At 34.6% G+C, this 23,441-nt stretch carries 17 protein-coding genes; 7 read left to right on the plus strand and 10 right to left on the minus strand.

Going from position 1 to position 23,441, the window contains the following annotated elements; translation table 11 throughout:
• Positions 1 to 51: 51 nt before the first annotated feature.
• The 6 genes from trmD to WAE64_RS21955 all read left to right on the plus strand — a co-directional run bounded on the left by trmD (position 52) and on the right by WAE64_RS21955 (position 6,246).
• Positions 52 to 726: a tRNA (guanosine(37)-N1)-methyltransferase TrmD gene (gene trmD, locus WAE64_RS21930; protein ID WP_340239951.1), complete on the plus strand. Its 675-nt coding sequence runs from the start codon at positions 52 to 54 to the stop codon at positions 724 to 726.
• 257 nt (positions 727 to 983) lie between these two features.
• Complete coding sequence (locus WAE64_RS21935; protein ID WP_340239927.1) at positions 984 to 1,313, plus strand: hypothetical protein; 330 nt, start codon at positions 984 to 986, stop codon at positions 1,311 to 1,313.
• A 26-nt stretch (positions 1,314 to 1,339) separates the two neighbouring features.
• Positions 1,340 to 1,717, plus strand: coding sequence for a hypothetical protein (locus WAE64_RS21940; protein WP_340239928.1), 378 nt, complete (start codon positions 1,340 to 1,342; stop codon positions 1,715 to 1,717).
• Positions 1,718 to 1,774: 57 nt separating this feature from the next.
• Complete coding sequence (locus WAE64_RS21945; protein ID WP_340239929.1) at positions 1,775 to 2,071, plus strand: hypothetical protein; 297 nt, start codon at positions 1,775 to 1,777, stop codon at positions 2,069 to 2,071.
• A 312-nt stretch (positions 2,072 to 2,383) separates the two neighbouring features.
• On the plus strand, positions 2,384 to 5,023 hold the full coding sequence (gene gyrA / locus WAE64_RS21950) for a DNA gyrase subunit A (RefSeq protein WP_340239930.1): 2,640 nt from the start codon (positions 2,384 to 2,386) through the stop codon (positions 5,021 to 5,023).
• 116 nt (positions 5,024 to 5,139) lie between these two features.
• On the plus strand, positions 5,140 to 6,246 hold the full coding sequence (locus tag WAE64_RS21955; RefSeq protein WP_340239931.1) for a tetratricopeptide repeat protein: 1,107 nt from the start codon (positions 5,140 to 5,142) through the stop codon (positions 6,244 to 6,246).
• A 497-nt stretch (positions 6,247 to 6,743) separates the two neighbouring features.
• Here WAE64_RS21955 and WAE64_RS21960 read toward each other — a convergent pair whose 3' ends face one another.
• The 4 genes from WAE64_RS21960 to WAE64_RS21975 form a co-directional block, all read right to left on the minus strand.
• The gene (locus WAE64_RS21960) at positions 6,744 to 7,067 is read right to left on the minus strand and encodes a hypothetical protein (protein ID WP_340239932.1); all 324 of its coding nucleotides are present in this window, start codon (positions 7,065 to 7,067) and stop codon (positions 6,744 to 6,746) included.
• 39 nt (positions 7,068 to 7,106) lie between these two features.
• Positions 7,107 to 7,871, minus strand: coding sequence for a ParA family protein (locus WAE64_RS21965; protein ID WP_340239933.1), 765 nt, complete (start codon positions 7,869 to 7,871; stop codon positions 7,107 to 7,109).
• 2,260 nt (positions 7,872 to 10,131) lie between these two features.
• Positions 10,132 to 10,563: a helix-turn-helix transcriptional regulator gene (locus WAE64_RS21970; RefSeq protein ID WP_340239934.1), complete on the minus strand. Its 432-nt coding sequence runs from the start codon at positions 10,561 to 10,563 to the stop codon at positions 10,132 to 10,134.
• 1,284 nt (positions 10,564 to 11,847) lie between these two features.
• Complete coding sequence (locus tag WAE64_RS21975; protein WP_340239935.1) at positions 11,848 to 12,657, minus strand: 2,3,4,5-tetrahydropyridine-2,6-dicarboxylate N-succinyltransferase; 810 nt, start codon at positions 12,655 to 12,657, stop codon at positions 11,848 to 11,850.
• 592 nt (positions 12,658 to 13,249) lie between these two features.
• Here WAE64_RS21975 and gap point away from each other — a divergent pair.
• Positions 13,250 to 14,257, plus strand: a complete 1,008-nt coding sequence (gap, locus tag WAE64_RS21980) for a type I glyceraldehyde-3-phosphate dehydrogenase (protein WP_340239936.1) — start codon at positions 13,250 to 13,252, stop codon at positions 14,255 to 14,257.
• A 64-nt stretch (positions 14,258 to 14,321) separates the two neighbouring features.
• On the opposite strand, the gene trmB is transcribed toward gap, so the two are convergent.
• The 6 genes from trmB to WAE64_RS22010 form a co-directional block, all read right to left on the minus strand.
• The gene (gene trmB, locus WAE64_RS21985; protein ID WP_340239937.1) at positions 14,322 to 14,975 is read right to left on the minus strand and encodes a tRNA (guanosine(46)-N7)-methyltransferase TrmB; all 654 of its coding nucleotides are present in this window, start codon (positions 14,973 to 14,975) and stop codon (positions 14,322 to 14,324) included.
• A 54-nt stretch (positions 14,976 to 15,029) separates the two neighbouring features.
• Positions 15,030 to 16,346 carry a bifunctional folylpolyglutamate synthase/dihydrofolate synthase gene (locus WAE64_RS21990; protein WP_340239938.1) on the minus strand — a complete coding sequence of 439 codons (1,317 nt, stop codon included), beginning with the start codon at positions 16,344 to 16,346 and terminating at the stop codon, positions 15,030 to 15,032.
• 96 nt (positions 16,347 to 16,442) lie between these two features.
• Positions 16,443 to 17,450, minus strand: coding sequence for a cell envelope integrity TolA family protein (locus WAE64_RS21995; protein ID WP_340239939.1), 1,008 nt, complete (start codon positions 17,448 to 17,450; stop codon positions 16,443 to 16,445).
• An 84-nt stretch (positions 17,451 to 17,534) separates the two neighbouring features.
• Complete coding sequence (locus WAE64_RS22000; protein WP_340239940.1) at positions 17,535 to 18,641, minus strand: HU domain-containing protein; 1,107 nt, start codon at positions 18,639 to 18,641, stop codon at positions 17,535 to 17,537.
• A gap of 39 nt (positions 18,642 to 18,680) precedes the next feature.
• Positions 18,681 to 20,375: a TonB-dependent receptor gene (locus WAE64_RS22005; RefSeq protein ID WP_340239941.1), complete on the minus strand. Its 1,695-nt coding sequence runs from the start codon at positions 20,373 to 20,375 to the stop codon at positions 18,681 to 18,683.
• A 52-nt stretch (positions 20,376 to 20,427) separates the two neighbouring features.
• Positions 20,428 to 23,439 (minus strand): tetratricopeptide repeat protein, encoded by a 3,012-nt coding sequence (locus tag WAE64_RS22010; RefSeq protein WP_340239942.1) that lies wholly within the window; start codon positions 23,437 to 23,439, stop codon positions 20,428 to 20,430.
• Positions 23,440 to 23,441 lie beyond the last annotated feature (2 nt).

Below are 23,441 nucleotides of genomic sequence, written 5' to 3' on the forward strand. Positions count from 1 at the left end.
AAAATGGCAATAGATACACAAATAAATACCGAGCAATTGAGCGAAAATGGGATTCGTATAGATATTATTTCATGCGTGCCTCGTTTATTAGATAGCTATTTCGACCATTCAATTCTGAAACGAGCGAAAGATGCTGGTCTTGCAGAGGTTGTTATTCATGACCTTAGAGACTATTCTGAAAATAAACACCGCCAGGTTGATGACTATGCTTTTGGTGGAGGTGCAGGAATGGTATTGGGTATTGAGCCAATTGCTAAATGTATTCGTTATTTGCAGTCGTTCAGAAATTACGATGAAATCATTTATATGACACCCGATGGCGATGTGTTCGAACAGAAGACAGCTAATCGTTTGTCGATGACCAGAAATCTGATAATATTATGTGGACATTATAAGGGCATCGATGAGCGAGTAAGAGAGCATTTTATTACAAAAGAAATTTCAATTGGCGATTATGTATTATCAGGCGGAGAACTACCCGCAGCCGTTGTTTCTGATGCTATTATAAGGTTAATTCCAGGAGTATTGAACGATGAAACATCAGCTTTAACAGATTCGTTTCAGGATAATTTGTTGGCACCGCCGGTTTATACTCGCCCAGCCGATTTTGAAGGTTTAACAGTACCGGAAGTTTTACTGTCAGGCCATGAGAAAAAAATAAACGATTGGCGTCTGGAGCAATCTATTAAGCGTACACAACAACGCCGACCTGATTTATTGAAATAGTTTTTGGCTTTACTACAAATGGCCTCTATCCAAGAGGCCACATTTATCCTTTCTCAGTTTTGTATAAGAATCTTATTTATTTTGGGTAATTTGTTCTACATTATTTATTCTAAAAATCAATAAAATCTATTTTGGGCCTATGGCTCATTTTTTTTGCCTGTAGGTGTAGGTTTAACAGAATGCTTATAGAGCAAAAATAAAATTGCTATCACCTAGTAAATAATTAATATCCATAATAACTTAAATATTTTTAAACCATGAAAAAGAACATCTGTTTTCCGCTTGCAGCCTTTGTTTTAGCTCTATTTATGAGTATTAATGTAAGTGCTGCTAATCCAACAACCGCTACAGAAGCCCCAGCCAAAATTGCAGAGAAAGAAAAAGTTGAGTCTGCAGAAGCTAAAGCTATTATGGCAAGGCTAGAAGAGATTAAAGCAATGGATAAGTCAGAAATGACATCAAAAGAAAAACGACAATTACGTAAAGAGGTAAGAACTCTTAAAACACAAATGGCTCAGCTTGGTGGCGGCGTATATATATCAGCCGGGGCTTTGATCGTTATTCTACTCTTAATTCTTTTATTGTAATAAATTACACTTAAAAGCACAATACTATGGAAACTAGTCGAAACCCCAAAGGGAGAAAGAAAGAAGAAGCCGAAGCTGAATTTCCTGGCTATCCTTTATATCCTGCTTCAGAAGATATTTATAGCAAAGGTATTAAAGAAGACAATGTTAATCCCGAAGATGTAAGTACCTCGAAGGAGCCAAATGATAAAAAAGGGGATGAATGGAATGAGGGTGATTATGCTCACCGGAGTACCGGAGAAGACTTAGATATACCCGGCTCTGAGTATGATGATGAAGCCGAAGAGATAGGAATGGAGGACGAGGAGAATAACTACTATAGTTTAGGCGGAGATAATCATTCTGATTTGGAAGAGACAAATAGCGATTTATTGGAAGATGATTCAGACTCTGACGACCAGTAAAGCATATATTATAATTGATTTGTGTACTGAAGTGCCAGGTCAAAATAAATGAAAGACATGGAAAAGATTAAAAAAATATTCCTGTTCGGAATATTAATTCCGATAGGATTAGCCAGTTGCTCAGGCGAGATTGTTACTACGCCACCGCCTGTAGCGGTAGTTGAGACAGTACCTGCACCGCCGCGTCCTGATTATGTCTGGATTCCTGGGTATTATACTTCCAGAGGAGGCGTTTATACCTGGCGAAACGGATATTACAAGCCAGCACCTCGCTATAGAAAAGTATGGGTACCTAGTAGATATGTAAAAACATCGAGAGGATACGCATACAGAAGAGGGTACTGGAGAAGATAAACTTCGATAAAAACAAAATTTGGCTTAGGACTCAGTATCTTAATTTTTAGGAGCTGACTCTTAAGCCTTTTTTATTGGGGTATATTCTTAATATTATTTTTATGTATTGTCTTATAAAATGTATTTTACTTTTTAAAAATACATTTCGTATAAAAATAATTATACGCCACTGCTTTTAAGATATTAATGTTCAAAACCCTTGTTAGTCTATTATAAATTTATTATTTTTGTATAACTACTATTAAAAATAGTGCAACGATATAGTTAAATAATTATATTTATCCTTCTAAAAAAAAGTAAATTTTAAGGCTAATGGCTGAGGAAACAGAAAATCTAATCCCAGAATCTTCCAACAACGGCACAATTATCCCAATCAACATCGAAGACGAAATGCGTGGCGCATACATTGATTACTCAATGTCTGTTATTATTTCACGTGCTCTACCTGATGTTAGAGATGGACTGAAACCCGTTCACCGCCGTGTATTGTACGGTATGGCAGAACTTGGCGTGTATCACAATCGCCCTTATAAAAAATCAGCTCGTATAGTAGGAGAGGTGCTTGGTAAATACCACCCTCATGGAGATGCATCAGTATACGATACCATGGTACGTATGGCTCAGGAATGGTCGCTTCGCTACACACTGGTAGATGGCCAGGGTAACTTTGGCTCAATAGATGGAGATTCACCTGCGGCAATGCGTTATACAGAGGCACGTTTGAAACGTATAGCTGAAGAGTTATTGTCTGATATTAATAAAGAAACTGTTGATTTCCAGCCAAACTTTGATGACTCCCTAGAAGAACCCTCAGTAATGCCCGGAAAAATACCTAATTTATTACTTAATGGTTCTGCCGGTATTGCTGTTGGTATGGCTACTAATATGGCTCCACATAACCTATCAGAAGTAGTAGATGGTATTACGGCATATATAGATAACCAGGAGATTACTGTAGAAGATCTAATGCAGTATGTCAAAGCTCCTGATTTTCCTACGGGAGCAATCATCTATGGTTATAGTGGTGTAAAATCGGCATTTGAAACAGGTAGAGGGCGTATAGTTCTTCGTTCGGTAGCTAATTTTGAAGTATCAAAAACTGGTAAAGACCAGATTGTTGTTACGGAAATCCCTTATATGGTTAATAAGGCCATGATGATTGAAAAAACAGCCCAGTTGATTAACGAGAAGAAAATCGAAGGGATTTCGGATATCAGAGATGAGTCAGACAGAGAAGGTATGCGTATCGTATATGACCTACGTAAAGACGCTGTGCCAAATGTTGTATTAAATAATCTGTATAAGTATACACAGCTTCAATCTTCTTTCAGTATTAACAACGTAGCGCTTGTAAAAGGACGCCCGGTAACGTTGAACCTGAAAGATATGATTCGTTACTATGTAGAGCACCGCCTGGAAATCGTTACAAGACGTACACTATTTGATCTCAAGGAAGCAGAGAAAAGGGCCCATATCTTAATAGGTCTATTAATTGCGCTTGACTATATAGATGCAGTTATTACACTCATCCGTAGATCGAAAGATGCTGATGAAGCAAGAAGTGGTTTGATGCAGGGAGATTTCATGACTGCTAAAGAGAAAGAAGAGTTTTTAACAGTTGGTTTAAAACGTCTTCAGATAGCAGATGCCTTTATAGCTGAATCAGAAAACGGAAACATTCTAAGCGAAATACAGGCAAAAGCTATCCTGGATATGCGTTTGCAACGTTTGGTAGGCTTAGAGAGAGATAAGATAAATGCTGAGTTTGAAGAAATCAAAAATCTTATTGATGATTTGCGTTCCATTTTAGCTTCTGAAGAAAGAAAGCGCACAATCATCAAAGATGAGTTGGCTGAATTAAAAGCTCGTTATGGTGATGAAAGACGTTCGAAAATTGAAATGGCTGCCGGAGAATTCAGTATAGAAGATATGATTCCTGATGACGAAATGCTTGTTACTATTTCGCATCAAGGTTATATCAAACGTACGGCTTTACAAGAATACAGAACACAAGGAAGAGGAGGTACAGGTTCTAGAGGAGTCAAAACCAAGGACGAAGATTATACGGAACATTTATTTGCAGCTACGAACCATAACTACCTATTGTTCTTTACAAAAAAAGGAAAGCTTTATTGGTTGAGAGTATTTGAAATCCCTGAAGGAAGCAAAACTGCAAAAGGACGTGCTATTCAGAACTTAATCAACATTGAGTCTGACGATAAAATACAAGCGGTTTTAAATGTAACTACGCTTACTGACGAAGACTATATCAATAACAATTATATAGTAATGTGTACAGAAGATGGTACTGTAAAGAAAACTCTCTTAGAAGCTTATTCTCGTCCACGTCAGGGAGGTATCATAGCTATTAATATCAACGAAGGAGACAACCTTTTAGACGTAGCACTTACCAACGGAGATAACAATATAGTAATAGCCGCTAAGAACGGTAAAGTAGTGCGTTTCCATGAGTCGGGCACACGCCCTATGGGCCGTACAGCTACAGGAGTTAGGGGTATTAGTCTTGAAGAAGGAGATAAAGTGATTGGTATGGTATGTGTTTCAAGAGCTGATACGCAATTGCTTGTAGTATCTGAAAAAGGCTATGGTAAACGTTCTGATATAGAAGACTACCGAATTACCTCAAGAGGTGCTAAAGGTGTTAAGACACTTAATATTACAGATAAAACAGGCACTTTGGTGGCTATTAAAGAAGTTACGGATGATGACGACTTAATGATTATCACGAAAAACGGAATAGCTATCCGCATCAAAGTGTCTGATTTAAGAGTAATGGGCCGAAATACACAAGGAGTACGTTTGATTCGTATGAACGAATCGAATGGAATCGCTTCTGTTACGCGTATTATCCGTGAAGAAGAAGAGGAAGAAACAAATGGAACTGGAGATAATACCGAAGCATCAACCGAGGTAGAACCGATAGTAGAGTAGGGGAGTACGTAGAAAAAAAATGTTAATCCTTTGTTAATTTCCCGAAAATACATACTTTTCGGGAAATAATATTGTCTAACCCTAAACGTTTAAGTATTTTAAAAATCAACTAAAATATGAAAAAAACCATTTTTGTGTCTGTCTTATCATTGGTTACGACGGGCGTATTTGCACAAGGACTTGATAATCAACTTCGTGATGCTCAATGTAAGTCGATTACTGATGAAATCACAAAAGGAGAAAAGGCGAGTCTAGATGCTAAGAAAGGTGCAAAGTCATCAACCTGGGTTAAACTTGCCGCTGCTTACGAAGATATGGCAATTAACTGTGGCAAAGATTCTTTAGCATCACAAAAAGCTTACAATACCTATAAAAAGGCTCTAGAAGTAGAGGCTGGGGGAAAGGGGACTAAAGATATAGAAGCTGCCTTAACCAGTCAAAAAATTTATTCAGCGCTAATGCAACAAGGTGCAGGTTTTTATAATTCTAAAAACTTCGCTGACGCACTTAAATTATTCAGATTGGCCTCAGAAGTAAGTCCAAAAGATACAACAGCTGCATTATATGCTGGTATCGTAGGTCAACAGGCTCAGGATATTGATGCTGCCAAGATTTTCTTCAACAAATTTATTGAACAAGGAGGTAAAGATCCAGCTGTATTTTATAGCTTGTCAGAAATCTATAAAGGAGAGAAAAACACAGCTCAAGCAGTAGATGTTTTGAAAAAAGGAATAGCGGCTAATCCTAATGATAAAGACCTTAAAGGTTCATTAGTAAATGTTCAGTTATCAAGTGGTAATTCTGAAGAAGCCATCGCAGAGCTTAAAAAATTAGTAGATGGAGACCCTACTAATGTAAATAATATACTTAACCTGGCTATTCTTTATGATAATAGTGGCAAGAAAGAAGAAGCTTTAGAGTGGTATAAAAAGGCACTGGCGGTTGATCCAAATAATTATGATTGTAACTTTAACCTTGGTGTATATTATTTCAACCAGGCAGTACAAATCAAAAATGAGGTGGATAAAATGGATATGAAAGAATATCAAAAGAATGGTAAAGCGGTAGAAGACAAAGCATGTGCTAAATTCGCTGAAGCGAAACCATATTTTGAGACTTGTAAAGCAGTGAGAGAAAAAGAAGGTAAAGCATTGGAAGAGGATCTTACAAGCAGCTTAACTAGCGTTAACTCGGTTCTTGAGCAATGTGCAAAACGCAAATAAGTAATTTCTGAGAACTGAATAGGTATCAGAAAAATATTAAAAAGCCCCTCAGAAATATTTCTGAGGGGCTTTTTAATGGAAATAATATATGAATTACCTGTATGAAGGGGAGTTATATTTTTTCTATTTAACATAATATAAATTATATAACTTGTATTTAAAGCTTTTTCTGAGTGGAAAAAGGTGTGGAAAATAAAAAATCCACGTGGAACATTTGTTGATAAAATGTTTATATAGCCGCTATCCTTATCTTAACTAAGCAATTGAAAAATATTTTGTAATTGCTTTTGCGAAATACGAGGCTATTAAAAAATCAGTGCCCACTATCTGTTTCTTAATTAATAATCTCTCAGGCTTGTTAGAATCTAGTTAGATTTCAGAGAAACTCATTTTATAGCTTAAATTTTCCGAAAAACATGATTGCTGACATTTGAATATACTGTATTAGCGCCCGGAAATTTTATTTCATTCAAATCTCAGGAAAGCCTTAATTTAGCTTAATTAAGGAATGCTTTTAATGCTTTAGGTTTTCTACCTACTTTTTTACGCATTTTAACTTTTTCAGGGCGTTCCTTAATTTTCTTATCTTCAAAAAATACTCCCAATGCTTCTATAATAATATCTTTCTGAGACATACCTTCCCAGTACCCGTAATCTTTCATTGTTTCAACTAATTCATTCGGACAATCGAATGTAACTTTTGTTGATGTACCGCTGTCTTGTAAAGCAGCTATCGCTGCCGGTTGATTAGCCGTATTGGCTTGTTCAGTATTTTTTGTTGGAACTAAACTCTCAAAGGTGAAATTTTTATTCTTTGCCATTTTCTTAAGATTTTAAATTACAGAGATTGTAGAAAACAATTAATTGTTCATACTACCTAAAATCTCTTTAGTTAATTGATAATAATCCATTGCACCATTACTATCTGGCGAATATGAAAAAATATCTTTTCCATTAGCTTGAGCTTCAGATATAGCAATATTATCTCTGATGGTTGTACTAAAGAATGCCCCACCCAATTGTTGTTTTGTGGCTTCTATAATATCGTTACTTAGTTTCTTATTAATTCTAGGATTATAGCGTGTAGCAAATACACCACCTAATTTGGTCTGTGGACTAATAAGTTGTAACTCTGAAGAATAATTCAAAAAGTTTCGAAGACCCTCATAACTTAAGAATTCAGCTTGTAGAGGTACAAGATAAATATCGCAAGCAATTAAAGCGATTCTGGTCATACCTGAAAGTGTCGGAGGACAATCGACCATAATATAATCGTAGTTCTTTTTAACCTTATCTAGTAGTAATTTAAGATTAAAGGGAAATACAGGAGAAGCTTTGATTGAGTCTTCTTTTGTATTAAGCTCAGAAGAACTTGGTAGCAAATCTCCAATGTCTGTATGAATTACAACAGTATCAAATGGAAGCTCACCACTGAGATAATTCCCTACATGATTCTTCCCCACTTGCGCTTCCTGTACACCAAAACATCTGGTAAGACTCGCCTGGCCATCAAGGTCGATAAAGAGCACTCGAGCATTAGCAAATTTCTGGAAGGCGGCACCAAGGTTCTGGGTTGATGTAGTTTTCCCTACTCCCCCTTTGTTGTTTACTATACTAATAGTCATTGTTATATTAATAATATTGTGCGGCAATATAAAACAAATCATCCGTAGTAACAATATTAAAATATTAAGTTTTATTAAAAATAATAACTTTATTATAAGTACAGGATAATTTTATATGTATTTATATATTAAAAAATACTTATATATAATAAATTATTAATCTTATATAATATTATGTTTAGTATTATTAGTCATAATAAAATTTAAAGTATATATATAAATATTAGTAATAATTAATTTATTCTTTAAGAAAATTTATTACTAATAGTAAATACTTATTTAATAGTAATATCTAATAGTTTGTATGTAATCATTAATTTAAATATTATTGTTAGTTATATATAATATATACTTATTTTTAGTATTAATTATATATAAATATATAATATCATTGATTAATATTATTGATATTTAAAAGTCTTATTTTTATATATTTATTCATATTGTAAAATATATATTAAAAGTATTGTATTTAATATATGTAAAATAATAATATGTAATATAAGTAGTTTAATAAGTTTCTATATGTATTAATAGTATATTTATTATTGCAATTGTTTAAATATGGCTTATTTGAGCGTTTTATTCGTCTGATGGGCAACTACCCTATTTAGTAGTATAAAGTTTCTTACGCAGGCTGTTTGGTGCCTTAAAATATGCTTGTCTTTTTGGCTTTACTAGAGACATCACCTTGTGATTTCTTGTTGGTTCTTGAAGCCAGTTGCAAGTGTAGTCAGAATCTTTAAAAATACTTTGAAGTTGTATGAAGAATTAAAAAATAAATTGCCTTTATCAGAAAGAAATGCAGACGACATTTAAGGTAGTGCATTCTGAAAAAATTGTGAATGCTTCTTAATTTGATGCGGTGATGGAGTTACCGAACTAATTGAATTGTTTATCATTCTAAAAAGAGGCTACCGATTTTACTTACTCTAAAATGTTGTTCGTTACGAGAATTTCTTTTTAGTCTTAAATTTTAGAAATGATATTGACCAAAAGTAACGATGAATGTTTAATTGTACTAAGGGAAATTCTTAAGGTTAGATTCACTTTATGTAATAGTAAAATGAATTTTGTGTGTAGATGACTGAAGCAAATTTTGATAGTAAGACAGAATGTTAATTCTTATGCGATATAAAACTAGGAACTATTAACTTCAAGCATGAGATTGTAAGTAGTTGAAATAGATTCATAAATGATTCTATGTTTAACTGATAAAGGAGAAGATGTTTAATTCTCAATTAAACATATCTAAGTATGTCTACAATCTAAAACAAGAGGACAGCATAGATTGCTATTGCATATTAGCTGTAATATAATATAATAGAAGAAAGCCTTTGGAGATAACTATTTCAATAGAGTTTAAATCGTAGTGGTCAAATTGAGCGACGGAGCTTAATTGAAGGAGTTGGTCTTTATTGCTTATCGGGTGAGGATTTAGTGATTATATATAGTATAAAACCTGTTGAGTTGTTTGGGCTCTAAGGTTTAATACATCTGTACTACCCAGTTAGCTCGTAGGTAGTTTTTTTCTGTCACGTGGCGGTCGTCTATATATTATAAAAGCACTGCTCTGGCTGGTGCGCCCCCGTAAGATTTTATTCCTTTAGTATGAAAGTAAATCTTGGCTTATACTGTGAGTTATGGGAATCGATAACTTATAATAGAATAACTTAAACAGAATGTAAAAAAAAATACAAAGCATGTTATATTAGTTTAAAATAGGAGCTTGTATTGGAGAGATCATTCATTCGAAACGTTGGCACTACTCTAAACGTAATAGACAAGAGGTAGTGTGAAAAGTGCTTTGGATAAGGAAGCAAACCCAAGTTTTGAGTTTACATTAATTTAGCTCACTCTGCTCCATAGTTCACTATTGAATGACTATAGTAGAGTGGGTTAAATTAATTGAACAACCGCTTTTGCACATATAGTAGAAAGAGAGGCTAAGCAATTAGTATTTATACCGAATAAGGATTTTAATAGATAACTTTTTAACTGGCTCATAAACTCTGATTCGGTATAAATACTATAAGTATACAAAAACTTAACTGCTGATCATTGATTATTTGAAAGACGTTATTTAGTTATTTAACAAGAGCGCTAACGTTTGCAACAAAGCCTAAGTTCTGGTTTTTAATTCTTCAACATTTCAAAAAACTATATGTGTCTTTCTATTCGCTTGATGGCCAAATTAAGATGACACTAAAAATACACTAGAAAGTATCTTAGATTCATTATAATAAAAACTGACAAATTGTCATATTGCGCTAGACTCAAAAACTTGAGTATTACCATCAGTATAAACCACAATGATGCGAGCAACGTTACCTTGACCAAAATTAGGGAAAGAAGTGCCGCTGAGATTTGTTTGAACGGTAGGATTCTCAGGCGTTTTCTTTTCATTCAATTCTCGAGGCGCAGGAATTGGTCTTTTTTGGGCTGTAATGACTTGATTATTAGGCGATTGCACTGTTAGTTGAGTTTCATTTTCTTCATCTTCCAAAAACCAATCAAACCCTAATTCAGGGTATCTTTTGTAAATTTTCTGTACAATCTCTAAACTAGGCTTATTTCTGTCAGATAAAATGTGAGAAATACTAGGTCGAGGCACTCCAATCTCATCAGCAAACTTAGTTGAGGTTAAATCTTTGTCATTTATAAATCGACGGATTTTTTCATTTAATTTCATAAACAGTTTACAGTTATATTTGTAAATACTTATATAGACAAAAGTAAATAAGTGATTTCAAATGTTAATTAACAATTATAAATATATGTTACAAATATAAATTGTTTAGAATTGAAAATCAAATACTTTTGTAAATATATTCAACTAATGTAAATACAGGGTTGTTTACATATAGAATACAAATGTTAATATTCTCATTATCAAAGAATTACATAATAAAAGAAGATTAAAGAGGTTTTATTTAAACTTATCTATAGTCAGGAATTAGAAATTAGAATAAGGTATGTTTCGTTTTTTTTGAGGAGCAGCAAATCTTATATATATAAAAAAAGCTTATCGGGAGAGAATCAACCTGATTTAACATTGTTACAAAAAAGATGAAAAATATTTACAAAAGTGGCTTGCATTTCAGTGTATTTGTCATTTAACTTTGTATCACCGCTTACGGCTTACGTGCTTTTCACATATAATTCATTGTTCAATTAGAACAGTAAAACGATATTTTAAGTAAAGGTTTAATTTGTAGGTAGAAATGCCAACAATTTGGGATTCAATCGTCAGAAAGCTCTTTCTTCATTTAGATAGGGCTTTTTTTATTTTACAGCCCTTCCCAGAATTAAATCTATCTCATTCTTCCCAAGAATTTTTTCACTCAAGCGATTCTCATGAGTTCCATAAGAGAAGTAAACATATCAGTTCAGGTGAAGTAACCAATGTTGAGAGGCGAGAATCCGAAGATAAGGGCGCTTTTTAGAAATTGCTGGAGGCAAATCTGGACTAGGAGTTTTTTAAATTTGTACATATTAACTTATCCCCTATTTATCTTATAATAGCTTTAGTAGTGCTCTGATTAGGTGACATATTGTCTTGTATAGAAAGAATAACTTAATATCACTAAATAATGGATACAATAAACCTACGTAATAATGAGTGTCATAATATATTGGAAAGGTTTCGTTTAATAAGCATGATTAATTTTAATGATTATGGGATAAAGTGTAGAGCTGTAAAGGAATCTTAATGGGAGTATTTAAAAGACAGTCCTAGTCAATTTTTTAATGCAAAGAACGGATAGCCATTAAATGCTCATAGAAGCGTTCATTAAATGAAATAAGGAAAAGGTATTGAGAAGTAATGTAATAATTCTGTAGTGGCCTTGTGCGAGATAAAATACAGAAAGTATTGAGAGGTGTCTAATCTAAGATACTGAGGTTATATTTAAACTTAAACAAAAAAGCAGAGACATCTCTGCTTTTTTGTTTAAGAATTTGTATGCAAGTGTATTTATACTGATACATTGTTTTCTCTCAAAGCATCGTTAAGAGAGGTCTTAAGATCTGTACTTGCTTTTCTTTGGCCAATAATTAAAGCACATGGTACGCCAAATTCGCCGGCAGCATATTTTTTAGGAAGCATCCCAGGAATCACAACAGAGTTATCAGGTATATAGCCGGTATATTCCTGGCCTGTATTTACATCGATTATCTTTGAACTACTGGTAATTGTTACACCTGCACCTAGAACAGCTCGTTTGCCTATTCTAGCGCCTTCTACAACGATACAACGAGATCCAATGAATGCTCCGTCTTCTATTATCACTGGAGAGGCCTGAGCAGGCTCTAATACACCCCCAATGCCTACTCCACCACTAAGATGAACATCTTTACCTATCTGTGCACAACTACCTACTGTAGCCCAGGTATCAACCATTGTTCCTGAATCTACATAAGCACCTATATTAACGTATGAAGGCATTAAGATAACTCCTTTAGCAAGATAAGAGCCATATCTGGCCACAGCGGGAGGTACTACACGTACTCCAATTTTATCGTATCCTGTTTTCAATTTCATTTTATCATGAAACTCAAATATTCCTACTTCTTGAATGCTCATCTGTTGAAGAGGGAAGTATAAGATGATAGCTTTCTTCACCCAGTCATTAGTTGTCCAGCTTCCATCTTCATTTGGACTAGCAACCCGGAGGACTCCATCATTCACTTGACTAATAATTTCTTCTATCGCATTTTTAGTGGCTGGATCATTAAGTAATGATCTATCTTCCCAAGCGGCTTCAATGGTTGTTTTTAACGACATTTTTTGTTAATTAAAAGTATTAATATAAATAATTTAATGTACTTATAGTCAATGACTTATAATATATGTTTAAGGATATTTTAAGTTCATATCTACTGATTTTTAATCATTAAAAACAAATTTAGGGTAATATATTCACAATCGCAAGAGCTTCTCCCTCCTACTATTATGGCTTGACATTAGAAATTTCTTTAAAGTAACATTACTAGTAAGACTTATCTATTATTACCCCTTCCAATGATCTCTATTTAGCAAAGGAATAAACATACAGACTCATTAGCATCCTTACGACATTAAATTCATTAACACATCATTATAACAAGTGTATTTATAACACCATAACAGTTATTTGCTATCATACTAATACTAATAAGTAAAAACAAGAGTACTAAGACTATATAGCCACTACATAACTAATATTTTTAGTAGAATTTACTAAATTATACTACTTTATTTAGTTAGTAATACTAAAAATATTAGTGTGTTAATCTTTAGTATATAATTATTCTATATTATATTTAGTATAGTTACCTTATATGAATAAAACTTATTAACTTGCATGATCGTACCACTTAAACCAATTTTTTATACAATGTCAAAAATAAAAGTAGCTATTAATGGATTTGGCCGAATTGGTAGACTAGCCTACCGTCAAATTTATAACATGGACGGAATCGATGTAGTTGCAATTAATGATTTAACAAGTCCATCAGTTCTAGCTCATTTACTAAAATATGACAGTGCTCAAGGTAGATTTGATGCAGATGTAAAATCTACAGATAATAGCATTATTGTTAATGGAGAGGAAATCAAAATCTACGCTCAAAGAAATCCAGCTGAAATTGCTTGGGGAGCACATGAAGTTGATGTAGTTTTAGAATGTACAGGATTCTTTACAGATAAAGATAAAGCTGCTGCTCACTTAACTGCCGGAGCTAAAAGAGTAATTATCAGTGCTCCAGCAACTGGTGACCTTAAAACTATTGTATTTAATGTAAATCATCAAATACTTGATGGCAGCGAGACTATCATTAGCTGTGCAAGCTGTACAACTAACTGCCTTGCTCCTATGGCTAAAACGCTTAACGATTCATTTGGTATTGTTCTTGGTAGCATGACAACAGTTCACGCTTATACTAACGACCAAAATACTTTAGATGCACCGCATCCAAAAGGTGATTTACGCAGAGCCAGAGCTGCAGCTGCTAACATCGTTCCTAATAGCACTGGTGCTGCAAAAGCTATCGGTTTAGTATTGCCTGAGTTAAAAGGTAAACTTGATGGCGGAGCGCAACGTGTTCCAACTATTACAGGTAGTTTGACAGAATTAGTAACTGTACTTGAGAAAAAAGTTACTGTTGATGAAGTAAATGCTGCTATGAAAGCTGCAAGCAACGAAAGCTTTGGTTATAACGAAGATGAAATTGTAAGTAGCGATATTATTGGTATTAACTTCGGTAGCTTGTTTGATGCAACTCAAACTAAAGTTGTTACTGTAGGCGATCAACAATTGGTAAAAACTATTAGCTGGTATGATAACGAAATGAGTTATGTAAGCCAACTAGTAAGAACCGTTAAATATTTTGCTACGCTAATATAGTATTTGTGTAGATGGCAAAAGGCCTATTTCGGGATTAAAAAATCTTGAAATAGGCCTTTTAGTTTTATGGCTTTGCAGCTAAATAGTTAATTTTAAAGCCTTTCTCTACAAAAAGTTTTTCGTAATGTGTAACAATATCAAAGTGTTCTGAAAGAAATTCTGAACTATAAAGGTCTGTAGTATGTCTCAAAATAGTATAATTTGCCTCTACAAAAGTGCCTAGAGAATACTCGAACAAACCACTATTATCTGTTTTAAAAAAGAAATCTCCATCTGGCTTTAATACTTTTTTATACAAATTTAAATATGATACATTGGTCAATCTCTTCCTCTCTTCCTTATCTCTTGGTTGAGGATCCGGGTGAATCAACCAGATTTCATCTACTTCGTTTTCTTCAAAAAACTCTTCTAAAAAAGTAATCGGAGTTCTAAGAAAAGCGACATTACTTAAGCCCGCTTCTATTGCTCTTTTACTACCTCGGGCAATTCTATCGCCTTTAATATCGATGCCTATAAAATTTTTCTCCGGGAACTTCTTTGCTAATCCTACCGAATACTCTCCTTTTCCGCAGGCGAGTTCTAATACAATTGGGTTATTATTTTTAAAATACTTTTCGCGCCATTGGCCTTTAATTGTCGTATATAGTTCTTTGCCTCTCTCTATTACATTGTCTGCCTGAGCATTATGTATGAACCGGGGTAATTTTTGCCTTGCCACTATCCTATTTATTAAAATTTATTTTATTTATTAAAAGTATTAAATGTTTTATTATTATAATTCATTTAGTTCAGCCACTACAAATGTACTTCCGCCGACATAGATAAAGTCGTTTTCAGAGGCAATTTCTCTTACTTTTTTCAATGAATCATTAACGCTGAGAATTGAATATCCAGTAATACCTATCGACTCAGCTATTTTTATTAAATTCTCAGCGGGCATAGAACGAGGCGAATTTGCTTCACAAAAATAGAAACTTGCATCCTTAGGGAATAATTGCAAAATCTCCTTTACATTTTTGTCCTTTACAAACCCTAAAATAAAATGCTTCTTTCCGTTAAGGTATCCGCTGTCAAATAGTTTATCTATCTGGTTGAGTGCAATCTGGAGTCCATGCTCATTATGGCCTGTATCACATATGGTGAGTGGCTTGTTATATAATACTTGCCAACGTCCCTTTAACCTGGTAAGCGCAACTACCTCCTCTATGCCTTTCGCTAAGGCTGAATCACTAATAACAAATCCTATTTCCTTAAGAATTGATACTGCCTGAAAAACCCCAGTCAGATTTTTAAGCTGATAGATACCAATCAACTGAGACCGTAGTCCATCAAATATTTTCTTATCATGCTTATATACATCTACAGTTAAACTTAAGTTATCAGAAAACTTCTTATCATTCTCAACCACTCTGAATGCATCTTCTGCAAAAAAGATAGGAGCCTTTTCTTGTTGGGACTTTTGAATAAATACTGATTTTGTTTCAAGATGACTTTCTGAAATTACAACAGGGATATTGTGTTTGATAATACCTGCTTTCTCTGTCGCTATTTTAGGAAGTGTATTACCTAAAACATCCATATGATCAAAGCCTATATTAGTTATCATAGAAAGCTCTGGCATAATGATATTTGTAGAATCCAGCCTACCTCCTAGCCCAACTTCAATAACTGCTATATCTACATTTTCCTTAGCAAAGAAATCGAAAGCTATTGCAACGCTAAGCTCAAAAAAAGAGGGTCTTAACTCTTCTATAAACAATTTATGTTCTTTAACAAATGCTACAACCTTCGCTTTTTCAATTGATACACCATCTATTCTGAATCTTTCGGTATAATCTTTTAAATGAGGAGAAGTGTACAGGCCGGTTTTATAACCCGCGCTCTGCAGTATAGCCGCCATATAGTGCGAAGTACTCCCCTTACCATTTGTACCTGCTATATGTATGCTTCTAAATTTTTTATGAGGATTACCCAAATACTCGCACATAGCAAGCGTATTACTTAAACCCGGTTTAAATGCTTTAGCCCCCTCTCTATGGAAAACAGGGAGCATTGCGTATAAATAATCGATTGTTTCTTCGTAAGTCATTACCAATAAAAAAAGGTGATTGAAACAATCACCTTAATGTTTAATTACAAAATTAATAAAGATTCGTTAATTTCTTGTTTGGGTATTACTTCTTTATTAATTGCCGGACTGAATATTAATTGTAATAGTACCACTTGCTCGTGGTGGAGGTGTACCTGCCGGAGTTAGTACCGAACTTAATTTTTGTTGAATATAGTTCTTATAGAAATTCTGTACTGCCGGGCTAACTGTTGATTCTATTACGCTTATACCTACCACATCACCTGAATCATCGACTGTAACCTTGAAAACAATTTTACCAGTTTCGCTTGAACCATCATTTGGCAGAGAAAGTTTCTTTTTATTCCAACCACTCAAACCACCGATTGATGCTCCTGAACCTCCGCCTTTACCAGGATTACCATATAAGCTTTTTCCATCTAGTGTGCCTCTTGGATCTCCCTTATCTCCTACTTCACCTTTCTTTCCATCACCATTGTTATTTCCTCCTATACCATCTCTTGTTCCTATCGTTCCGTTAGAATTAGAGTTTGAGCCATTTGCACCGTTTGAACCTTTAGTGCCTTTTTTAAATAACGAACCATCATCCACGGTTCTCTTTGGCGGTTCATGCTTTGGTGTTTCTGGTCTAGGCGTTTCAGCCTTCGTTTTTGTTTCTACCGGAGAAGGTTTTACATCTGGTTTTGTTTCAATCTTTTTGCTAGGCTTCTCAACTTCTTTTTCTACTACCGGGCTTTCAACTTTTGATGTTATAACCGGCTTTGCAGGAGCCTCTTTTACTTTAACCTTTACAGGCTTCTCTGCTACAGGTGGAGGTGTTACAACCGGTTTTACTTTTAGAGGTTTCGCTTCTTCCTCTTTCGCTGCTGGTTTTACATCATAGTTATTAGGAGAGGGATTTGCCTTGTTTGTGGTCTGAATATCTCCTGAGCCTACCAGATCAATTCCATAGTTTAACTCTACACCTTCAGGCTCTTCCGGAGGTGTGTACATTAATTTCAGAAAAAAAAGAACTGCTAGAAAAACACCATAAATTGCTATACTTATCGCAAAAGCAAGTGGCTGAGTTTTTTTATTGTCTTCGGTGAGAGTTGCGGTTTGCATTAAAGAAAATATTTTTTTGTGAATATTAGCTTACAAAAAAACCTGTAAGGGTTGCTTACAGGTTTTAATTATATAGAAAACTTATTACTTACTTTTTACGATCGCTGGTTTTTCGCCAATCAGTGCTTTATGTCTTTGAGCAATTATTTGAGCCTCTTCAAAAGAATCAGCGTCTGCTGCTATCACTTTCATAAGTTCACCAAACTGAACAACTCTTGGAGAGAAACCATTTTTCAGTAAATTAGCACTTAGCTTTTCTACGTTTTCTTTACTTTTAAAAATCCCTGAAACAATCAAATAACGCTTATCTGAATTATTTATTGTTACTACAGATTCATTGCTTGGTACTGGTTCTACTAGTTTTTCTGTTTTCTTTACTTCCGGAACAAGCTCCTCAGTTTTAGTAACAACTTCAGCTTTAGGTTTTGCTATTTCTTTCTTTTCTTCTAAACCTTCCTTTTTATCAAAAACAGGTTTAATGATATCGTACTCAGAAGAATTAACTTTATCCTGAGCTTCAACTTTTCTTACTGCTTCTTCTCTCTTAGGTATATAATCTAAAGGATTAAAGCTACTTCTGGTTGCATTTTCATTGCCCTTAGAGTTTGAAAACAAAACAAGAAAAAGGCCAGACGATAACAGTAGTACTGGCAAAGAATACAGAACGTAAGTCCATTTTGAATGAGTTCCCGTAGTTGAATATGCATTGTTGTGCACTAGCAAGTCTTCTTCTTCTCCCTCAAACGTGTGACTTAAGGTATAGTTTTGTTTTTCAATTTTCCGTGGAAATATACTATCAAAGCCAAAGCTTTCACTAAAGAAATTATTCCGACGGTCTGGATCAAAAACTAAATTGTTTTCTTCGTTCAATGAGAAGTCTCCTATTCTGTCGAAATGGAAGGATTTCTCGTTGGCCAGCGAAACTTTAATTTCACTAACGAAATTATGAATAGTTCTTTTCGCTTCATCAATTGTTACACTTTCTCTCCTAGAAATATAAGTAGCCAAAAGGCCATCATCCTGCTTTAAAATCTCGTTAAAAGCAATTCGTTTCTGAGGAGGCATGAGCGAACCACTGATATCATTAAAACTTGATGGCATGTAATTAGCAATGAAAGCTCCGAAATTCGGAACTGTCACGTAATCATGCTCATAAAGTAGTGTTCTGATGTATTCTGCAACAGGCTTCATAGGGCTTAACATGATTTTGGGAGCAATCTTTATGCTAAGTTAAAATGAAAAATTGAGACCTACAAGAAAATTTAAACCTTGTTGCGGATAATAGAGAAATCTTTCGTAGTTCCTCCCTAATATGTTATTCAATTTAACAAAAGCAGTAAACTGTTTTGTAAATAGATAATCAAATTCTGCGTTTATGTCTACGAAGCCTTTATTCTTAACTATCTCTTGTGTTGTTGGGTTTCTGGCATAGGTATCGCCAAAATAATACAAGTCAAGATTAGCCAACAAACGATCAGAAACAATTAGAGTATTACCCCATTTGGCTGTAATAAGAGGGCGATGGAACGGTTTTTCGAAACTTCTTCTCTGATAGTGATTAAAATCGGTTTTAAGGTATGTTCGCCACATTTCAACAGGTTGATAATTCAATTGTAAAACCACATTGAAATATTGAGTTTTAAGGCTATCATATAATATATTGAACTTTGCCGTATCACCTAAAGCCTCACCAAAGTCTGGGGTATAGTTGTTAAAATAATATAAATCTTTATAGTAACCCATTGCACCTCTCAGGTTAAAGCTAAATCCTTTTCCTATATCGCCTTTACCACCTACATAGAATTCCTGACTTTTCTCGGTATTCATTAATCTAACCTGAGATTTAAGATAAGGGTTTTCCGTAAGCATTGTACCTAATGTGTTTCTTACTATGTCGCCATCCATCCCTGCAAAAATATAAAACATACTTGGTGATTTATACGTTAGCTCCAAAGTCGGAAAACCTTTAGTGCGGTCTATTCCTTTTATCTGGTCAAATTCGTTTACAGCTCTAAAACCAATGCTTGCTCCGAAACTATTGAAATTAAGACGGAAAGAAGGTTTTACTCTGAAAAGATTTCTTTTATCTACTTCTAAATCACTTCTTTGTGTAATAAAAGCATCTCCTTCTATTACGGCTACAAACTTATCGTTGATTATAGGGAAGAAAGCATTAAAGTTTGATGCCCAATCTGTTTCGTGTGCGCCGTAGATATTTTTTAAGGATTTTAAACTTGTTTTTACAGAATAATCTACTTTCGGATTTGGCGCAGTATTCTCAAAACCAACATTAAACTGTACGATATTCAATACCTGGCGAATATCTTTACGGTCTAGGTCTTCACGTGGTCGTTGATACCCATAAAAATAGTACTGGTCTCTATTATAATTAATCCCTGCATTTACCTGAATTTTCTGTCCCAAATATTTACCTGTAATTTCGGCTTTGTCATACATATTTGCAGAGTTTTTACCATCAACAGGACCACGAACTGTAGAATTATGATAAGCATGGACACCTATAATCATATTGTTTTCCTGATTTGTATTCAAGAAAACTTCTCCAAGTAAGCGGCCATAGTTACCTGCACCAACTGTTACATAATTATTATAAGTTTCGGTCTCCTCTGGTTTCTTTCCGCCATCAGGTGCAACTACATTAGGGCTAAACTTCACTTCTTCAACACCTTTAGGTTTACGGTCGAAAAAAGTATATTTCATTTGCTTGCCTTCAGTATTTGATTTGATGGGTGGAATTTTCTCAAATACGCGGTTAGCCGGAGGTAGTTCAACTTTACGGTCTTTCGTGATAATGATATCGTCATCAATTTGTGCAAACGACGGAAACACTACTAAACTCAGACCAGAAATTAATGCAAGACTATATATTGTTTTTTTATGTTTTGTTTGAATCGGGAATTTCATAGAGAAATATTTTAAATGTTCTGGAAAATAACTAGAAAAGCATCTTTGTCAATTACTCTTTATTTTCAATTTCTTTCATTTTTTTCTTAGCTAAATCAATTGTCTCCGGTGTTTCAGAGTTCTCGATAATCGATTTAAGCGTTGCTTTCGCCATGAAATAATCATTAAGACCGACATAGTTATCTGCAATTAATATAAACCCTCTCTCATACCAATACAAGAAGTCAGAAAACTGCTGTGCAAGCTCTTGGGCTGTCTTGATTGACTCTTTATACTTCTTAGAACGATATTGCATATCTGCGATGAAAAACTGGGCTTCTGCGCCGTTATTATCTTTAGCCATTGCAATCGTTTTCTTGAATTCTTCTTCGGCACGGGTAAAATCATTTTTTGCCATGTAAGCTTTACCGATATACAGTTGTGCTTTATTAGAAGCACCCATTACAATATTCCCTCCGTTATTGATAATTTCTCTTGCATAAACAATTACTGAATCCTGGTTACCTGAGAAATAATAAGCATCAGTAAGCCCTTGCCACGCTGTAACTATATCACGCTTATTGGCAGATGAAACGATTACTGCACGGTAGTTTGTAATTGCATTCTTATAGTTTTTAGAAGATGCCTCTAAACTTGCAGCTCTTAACGCCGATTTTGTAACAAAGCTTGTGCGGTTATCGTTAATTACCTGATTATAATATTTCAAGGCATTTGGTTTATCGTTAAGAATGTAATAAGAATCAGCCAGATAGTATTTAGCTTCATACATATTAGACGTTCTCGGGTAATTGTTTATAAACTTTAAAAGAGCAGTTACAGCCTTATCGTATTTTTCATTTAGATAAAGATTTTTAGCTGTTTCATACTCAAGTGTTTCAACCGAACCATTATCAGGATTGCTTTTTTTATACTCATCAATAATCGACGAGAACTCTTCAGAACGTCCTAATGTATTCAATGTTTCTTGCAAACCTAAAAGTGCGTTTTCGGCCACATCTGTTTTACCGTATCTTATTACAATAACCTTGTAGTCAGTCAATGCCGCTTCGTAGTTTTTAAGATTACCATAGGCTAGTGCTCGCTTCAATAATGCCTGTGGAATAAGGCTGCTTTTAGGGCGTTCACGCACCATTTTACTTAATAGATTAACCGCACTTTGGTAATTGCCTTTATCGAGCTCCAGAGAGGCATTCTGAAACCATGCATCATCAACTAATCTTGAATTAGGATACTGTGTACCTATTCTATCAAAGATTTGTAAAGCCTCCTGGTTTCTGCCTAAGAATGTAAGTGTAAGAGCCTTTTGATACATGGCATAGTCTTTCTCAGTTCTATTTTCTTTGATGGCCAAATCATAATATCTAAGTGCTTCATCGTAATTTTTAATGGCCAGATTAGAATCTCCAATTCTCACTATTGCATCTTCATAATTTTGAAGATTTGATTCATCTTTACGAACCTTTATGAAATCTTTGAAATAATTTGCGGCTTGTTTATAGTCTTTGTTATTATAATTTAGGTAGCCCAGAGCGTATTTACTTTTTTGTTTTAAAGCTTCGCTGCTACTGTTACTAATAATACTTCTGTAGTATTCTCCGGCCTCCGGAAGTTTTGCGGCATAAGCTGCCTCAGCTTTCCAAAAAGTAGCATTCTGTTTTAACTCATTATCAATAGGTTGCGTAAGCGATTTATCAAAATACTGAATTGCTCTTGTGTATCTTTCAGCATTGAAATCTAAAACACCCTGACTATAAGCCAGTTTCTGATAAGCAGCATTAAGTTTTGGCGAGCGCTTCTTCAAACCTTCGATGTATGTAATAGCCTGCGCATAGTTATTGGCATCAAACATTACATCGCTCATTACCTCACTTGCTTCATCTTCGTATTTCCCGCCAGGATAATTCTTTAGATAACTTTCGAGTTCGGTTATACCTTGCTGGCTATTGCCTAAATCAATGGCTACTTTGGCATAATTAAACTGAGATTCTTCCTGAATGATTTTATCGAATGTCGCAGCTTTTGCTCTTTCGAATGCAGCAAGAGCCGCATTCAGGTCATTTGCTTGTAAGGAAGAAATCCCCAAATAATAAGCGGCTTGCTGACCTAATTCATTGTTTTGTCCTGCTATTTTCTTAAAGTTTTCAATTGCCTTGGTATAGTTTTCAGTTTTGTAAAGACTATAGGCATGTCTGAATGTTACCTGATTAGAAACAGTTCCTTTTCTGAAAGTCCGGAATCTATCATAATATTTAGCCGCTTTTGCAAAATCATCTCTGAAATAACAAACCTCTGCTGTAACCAGGCACATATCGTCTATTTTGCGGCCATTTGGCTTTTCAATAATTGGCTCGGTGTAGGCCAGAAGTTCATCATATCGTTTTTCAACATAAAGAATATTGGCAATCCAATTCGGAATTTCTGTTTTGTAAGGGCTTACGCTCTCTACTTTCTTTAGGTCAGACAAAGCAGCATTGTAGTCAGCATTTTTATAATTAATAACCCCCGAATAATAGTAAGCATGAATCGAATAATCAGACGCCACACTTTTTACTTCATTAAATAAAGGCAAAGCTTTAGTGTAGTCATTAGTCTGATAATACGATACCGCAAGTTTATATTTAAACTCTAATGCTGTTAGTGATGTAGAATTAGCTTTAACAGCTTTTTCGAGATACTGAATAGCTCGGTTATAATCACCTTGTTCATAAAAGTAATTCCCCAGGTCGCCATAGATTACTTTAGCTTTTGGGTGGTCAGAATGGTTAATAACAAATCTTTCTATTTCGATGTCGGCATCTGGAGCCTTCACATACAAACCTGCCAAAGCTGAATAATACTCGGCATTGGTGAGATTAAACTCATTGGCACTCAAAGACTTTTGTGTGGCATTGATGTAATGTTTAAATTCGTCTCGTGAAGGCGCATACACTTTTTTCTGAAAGAGCTCTATACCTTTATGGTAAAAAGATTCAGGATCGGTATACGCAATTGTGTTTTGGGCATAAGATTGAAAGCCCATATTTAGTAAGCTAGAGACGGTGGTGATAATAATCGTCTTTTTCATTG

The sequence above is a fragment of the Emticicia soli genome, assembly GCF_037860775.1.
In the GTDB taxonomy this organism is placed as follows: domain Bacteria; phylum Bacteroidota; class Bacteroidia; order Cytophagales; family Spirosomataceae; genus Emticicia; species Emticicia soli.